This is a genomic window from Cellulophaga sp. BC115SP (assembly GCF_009905545.1).
In the GTDB taxonomy this organism is placed as follows: Bacteria; Bacteroidota; Bacteroidia; order Cytophagales; family Spirosomataceae; genus Flectobacillus; species Flectobacillus rivi.
This window is the reverse complement of sequence record NZ_JAAALB010000094.1, coordinates 1-6,223: the sequence shown is the minus strand read 5'-3', so window position 1 is coordinate 6,223 and position 6,223 is coordinate 1. Positions and strand designations below refer to the sequence as shown.

General features: G+C 41.3%; 1 protein-coding gene and 1 pseudogene. Both read right to left on the bottom strand.

What is annotated here, in order from left to right:
- The coding region (locus GVN22_RS26555; protein WP_166554036.1) for a hypothetical protein at positions 1–2,018 on the bottom strand (2,018 nt) is incomplete at its 3' end.
- A 14-nt stretch (positions 2,019–2,032) separates the two neighbouring features.
- Positions 2,033–6,223 (bottom strand): annotated as a pseudogene (locus tag GVN22_RS26550) (hypothetical protein); the annotation flags it as partial.

Sequence of the window (6,223 nt, the reverse complement as noted above, 5' to 3'; positions counted from 1 at the left end):
TCTGCAATTGTTGCTGGGTTACCATCTGCGCCTGTCGCTTCTGCGTAGTTCGTTACACCATCACCATCACAGTCTGCACTGCGCCAAGTTATACTTGTATTCGCTAACACTTGACCGATTCCCCATACACATGGATTTGTTGGTTGTGGATCCGTGTTGTCTGGATCGCCATCACCATCTTGGTCACCTGCTAATGGTACACTTATCGTTACTGTCGCACTCGCACATACATTTGGAGTTACTCCTGTGTTACATACTTGGTAAACTACTGTTACACTACTGCCGGGCTCACTCACCGTTGGGGTGTAACTCATCACTCCTGTACTTGCATTGAAACTTACTGTGCCACCCGCTGTGCCGCCTGTCTTAGTGATACTCGTATTTGAACCAGCTAAGAAGTCATCATTACTCAATATATTTACCGTACTTGTTGACCCATAATTGGCTGTTAACACATCATTCTGTGCCGTAGCTACCTTTGGATTGGGATCTGTTCCGTTTGGATTACCATCTTTATCACAGTCGCCTGTCAACCAAGATGGACTCACATTCGCTAGCACTTGATCTACCTTGTTGTAACTACAGCCATCGTTTGGATCTGTATTATCTGCAGTCGTCAATGGATTATCATCGATACCATTAATCTCATCTTTGTTCGTTACCCCATCGCCATCACAGTCCCCTGTACTCGTCGCTACTAAGGTCACTTGACTCAAGTTTAAGCTACATGCACTCTTAGGATCTGTATTATCCGCTGTCGTAGCTGGGTTACCATCTGCTCCAGTTGCTTCTGCGTAGTTGGTTACTCCATCACCATCACAGTCCCCTGTTCTCCAAGTCGTGCTTGTATTCGCTAACACTTGACCGATTCCCCATACACATGGATTCGTTGGTTGTGGATCCGTGTTGTCTGGATCACCATCGCCATCTTGGTCACCTGCTAATGGTACACTTATCGTTACTGTTGCACTAGCACATACACTTGGGGTCACTCCTGTATTACATACTTGGTAAACTACCGTTACACTACTGCCGGGCTCACTCACCGTTGGGGTGTAACTCATCACTCCTGTACTTGCATTGAAACTTACTGTGCCACCCGCTGTGCCGCCTGTCTTAGTGATACTCGTATTTGAACCAGCTAAGAAGTCATCATTACTCAATACATTTACCGTACTTGTTGACCCATAATTGGCTGTTAACACATCATTCTGGGCCGTAGCTACCTTTGGATTTGGATCTGTTCCGTTTGGATTGCCATCTTTATCACAGTCACCTGTCAACCAAGATGGACTCACATTCGCTAGCACTTGATCTACCTTGTTGTAACTACAGCCATCGTTTGGATCTGTATTATCTGCAGTCGTCAATGGATTATCATCAGTTCCTGTAGCTTCTTTGTAGTTAGGTACTCCATCGCCATCACAGTCTGCATCACGCCATGCTGTACTGGTATTTGCCAATACTTGACCTGAGCTCCATGAACATGGATTCGTTGGTTGTGGATCTGTTACATCTGGATCTCCATCGCCGTCTGTGTCGCCAGTTATGACCGTGATAGAAGTTGTACTGTTATCATTACCAGGTAAGTTACCCGTTGTTTGAGGGCCATTAAAACCTAATGTTCCTGTCACAGTCAAAGGTCCTCCGAGATTTACCCCTGTATAACCTAATATAATTTGACTACATTCTCCAGGAAGTATAGGGCTCGTATTTTCTAAACGAATCGTTTGTCCATCGTTTGTGAGCACGGTCCAACCTGTCGTCGTGATAGGAACTAAGCTACTCCCTATTAAGTTACTTGGCAAAGTAATCAAGGGACGCAATTTATTCGCCGCAGCGCTACGGCTGCCACCATCATTATTACAAATATCTACCGTTACCTGACCCAAGGTAGAACCTTGAGTCACGGTGGATGGTTGATTGATAATATTGATGCTTACATCTTGAGCCTGAACCTTTACACCAACTAGTGTTAAGCAGACCAGAAGAATTACTATTTTTTTCAAAATGTTCATAAAGCTTGCTTTTATTAGTTAGCTGTGATTTTTGTCTCAACGGTGTTATTATCAACTTTCTCCTCACCTGCTGAACCGTAAATAATCGTTACTGTAATATTTTGGCTTGTATTACTTGGTACTCCTGACTTACGTGTTGCTACAAAACCAACCATTTTCTTTCCATTTGGTGGTATCACTACACCAGGTTTTGCTGTTACTGTAATAAAGTTGGTATTCTCCGTAAAGGTCCAATCGCTATTACTATTTGCTGTTCCGCCAAATACATTTGATGTACCTGAAGTCGATGGATAAGTAATTGTAAAGCCTGAGATTTTAGCAACCCTGAACGCTATTGTACTACCACTTACATTTGGCTTGTCATTAATTTCAAACACATTTACCACAAAGTCTCTAGAAGTACCTGCTGTTAAGAACTCCAAGCTATTGATATCTGTAGTTGGTGTTAAGTCTGGTAATAAAGCATCTTTCCAAACATTTGGTAAACCATCTACTGGTGTCAAAATACCGTCGCCATCTGGATCGCAATTTGTAGAACAATCTACGATACCATCTCCATTTGCATCTAAGTTTGGATTCAACCCTCCTTCTTCTAAATCATAAGCACCATCGTTATCACTATCTAAGTCATAAGGATTGGGTTTGGCGTCATTATCAGTGTCTGGTGGTGTCAATCCTGTTCCTGCTGTTGATGGTATACCTGTCACTGAAACTGCTCCATCTGCCATACCATCACCATTATCATCTGTACCGTTGGCTTCATTAACATCATTAATACCATCATTATCACTATCTAAATCTAAACGATTTGGTATGCCATCACCATCGGTATCTGCACTCAACTGAGCATTTTCAACTGTATCCAAAATACCATCGTTATCATCATCCAAATCATCTACATCTGGTACCCCATCTGCATCAGTATCTACAGGAACAGTAATTGTTACCGTGGCACTTGCACAAACATTTGGTGTAAATGCTGTATTACAGACTTGGTAAATGACCGTTACTACGGTACCTCGCTCTGCTAATGTAGGCGTGTAAGTAAGTACTCCTGTTAGAGGATTTAAGTTTACAGTTCCATTTGCTGTACCACCAGTCTTGGTGAGAGTAATATTTGCGCCTGATAAGAAATCATCATTCGACAAAACATTAAACGTTGTTGAACTTCCATATTTAGCAATAAAGGCATCTGCTACGGCTGTTGGCACTTTAGGATTAGGATCTGTACCATTTGGATTTCCATCTTTATCACAATCCAATAATTTCCAAGCAGGTGTAGTATTAGCTAGAATTTGATCTGCTACATTGTAACTACAACCATCTAATGGATTCGTATTGTCTGCAGTAGTTAATGGGTTATTATCTGTTCCTGTAACCTCTTTGTAGTTGGTCACTCCATCACCATCGCAGTCTGCATTACGCCATGCTGTTGTGGTATTTGCCAACACTTGTCCAGATCCCCATACGCAACCATCAGTTGGTTGTGGGTCTGTGTTATCTGGATCCCCGTCACCATCTTGATCACCCGCAGCTGGAACACTAATATTTACGGTAGCTGTAGCACAAATACTTGGACTTACTACTGTGTTACATACTTCATAAAGTACGGTAATATTCGTTCCTGGTTCGCTTGCAGTAGGAGTATAAGTCATTATACCTGTTAGTGGACTAAATGATACACCACCACTGGCTGTTCCTCCTATTTTTGAGATACTAATCGTAGCTGCTGGACGGAAGTCGTCGTTAGATAAAATGTTAACGGTTGAGGAAACGCCATAAGGAGCATTCAACACATCATTAACCGCTGTTGGCACTTTAGGATTAGGATCTGTACCATTTGGATTTCCATCTTTATCACAATCCAATAATTTCCAAGCAGGTGTAGTATTAGCTAGAATTTGATCTGCTACATTGTAACTACAACCATCTAATGGATTCGTATTGTCTGCAGTAGTTGATGGGTTATTATCTGTTCCTGTAACCTCTTTGTAGTTGGTCACTCCATCACCATCGCAGTCTGTATTTCGCCATGTGGTTGAGGTGTTCGCTAATACCTGATTCGCACTCCATACACATGCATCCGTCGGCTGTGGATCTGTACTATCTGGATCACCATCACCATCACTATCACATGGAACTATTGAAACTGTAATTAGTGCCGTTGGACTATAACAAAGCGTTGTCGCATTGTAGAATGAAGCATGATATTGCCCTGCTCCAGTAGAGGTCGGATCAGCTATTTTATTAATAGCTGTAGCTACTGAACTAGAGTGCCAAGTCACATTCAATCCAACAGGTAGATTGGTCGCCGTTAGATCTGTTAAATCTGCTGTTGGTGAAGGGCAAACATTTGCTAAAGTCGTAACACCAAACGATGGGGTAGTTGATATTGCAGGACTAACCAAATCCTCGCTAACTGAGTTTGAGATACAAGTGGCTTGTGTAACCGTAATATTTGTATATGACCCTGCAACTAAACCATTTATTTTATAGGAAGTTGAAGATGTTGATGCTATCGTGATAGGTGTTTGAGCCACACCATTTTTCATATAATTTAATGTATATGATAATCCCTGTGATAACCCTGTTACAATCAATCCTCCATCATTACCAGGTGAACAAGTAATAGGATTCAGACCTATTACATCAATGGTTGCTCCTCCTGGGTTAGAAATTTGAGTATTTAAACTATTGGAAGTACATCCACCTTGCGTAACATTTATGCCACGATATAGACCAGCTCCTAAACCAGCCATTGTGTAGGAACTACCAGTTGCAGTAAAAGTTACAGGACTTTGAGCTATACCATCTTTAGTATAACGTAAAGTATAAGAAAGTCCCGTTGTTAACCCTGTAAGTGTAATAGCCCCATTAGATGCTCCACAAGATGCAACTTGTGTTACTAATCCTAATGATAATTGCGCTGCGCCAGGATCAGCAAGCACTTGACTAAGTGCATTTGATGTACATCCACCCTGAGTTGCGGTAATATTAGTATAACTACCAGCGCCCAATCCTGAAAGTATGTAGGATGATGAACTAGCTACCACAGTTGAAGATGTTTGCCATATCCCATTTTTCTTATACCTAATTATATAAGTATTACCTACAACTAATCCAGATAAAGTAATTGATCCATCCGCTACTCCACAAGCACTCGGCTGGGTAGGAGTACCTAAACTCAATACAACTGCCCCCGGATCAGCCAAGGTAGTATTAACACTATTAGACACACATCCCGAGTTGGTTACACGAATATTTGTATAATCTCCTCTAATAAGACCTGATAATGTATATGACACTCCAGTGGAAGTAAAATTAAATGGCGTCTGTGGGATTCCATCTTTCGTATAGTTAAGTGTATATGAAGTAGAAGGAGCCAATCCTGTCAGCGTGAATGACCCATCATTGGCTGAACATGCCGTTGGATTTGTTTTAGCTGATAACGAGATCGTTGCGGTAGTTGGATCTGATAATACTTTAATTAATGCATTAGATGTACATCCAGTACTTTCTACTGTAATACCCGTATAGTTTCCTGCTGTTAAGTTGCCAATGGTGTAGGTACTACCTGAGGCAGTAAATGTCACTGGAGTTAACCCAACACTATTCAGCATATAATTTAAAGTATATTGTGTTCCTGAGGTCAGGCCACTAATCTGAATAAAGCCATCATTAAGCCCACAAGCACTTGGGTTTTGACTAGTACCTAGGCTGATTGTTGCTGTCAGAGGATCAGAAAGAGCCATTGAAACACCTGATAGTAATCCTGTCGAACAAGTAGTAGAAACATTACTAATGTTAAAGTTTGTATAAGTACCTGCACTAATATTAGATAAAGTTATACAACCTGAGGCGTCAGCAATTAAAGACACAGGGCTCTGAGAAACACTATTTTTTGAAAATGCTACACTATAAGAAATACCAGCAGTAAGACCACATATTTTAATAGAGCCGTTTGATCCTAAACAGGTACTAGGATCTACTTTTGTGAAATTACTGGAGGTCAATGTTGGCATTGTATTAACTGTTACAGTAATACTACTCGCTGGACTTTTACAAATACCATTTACACAAGCACCATAATACGTAGTCGTTGTCGTTGGACTTACTGTAGAACTTGCTAATGCTGTCCCTGTCAAACCTGAATCGGTGTACCATGATAAAGTACCCGTAGCACAAGTAGCACTTAACACACTACT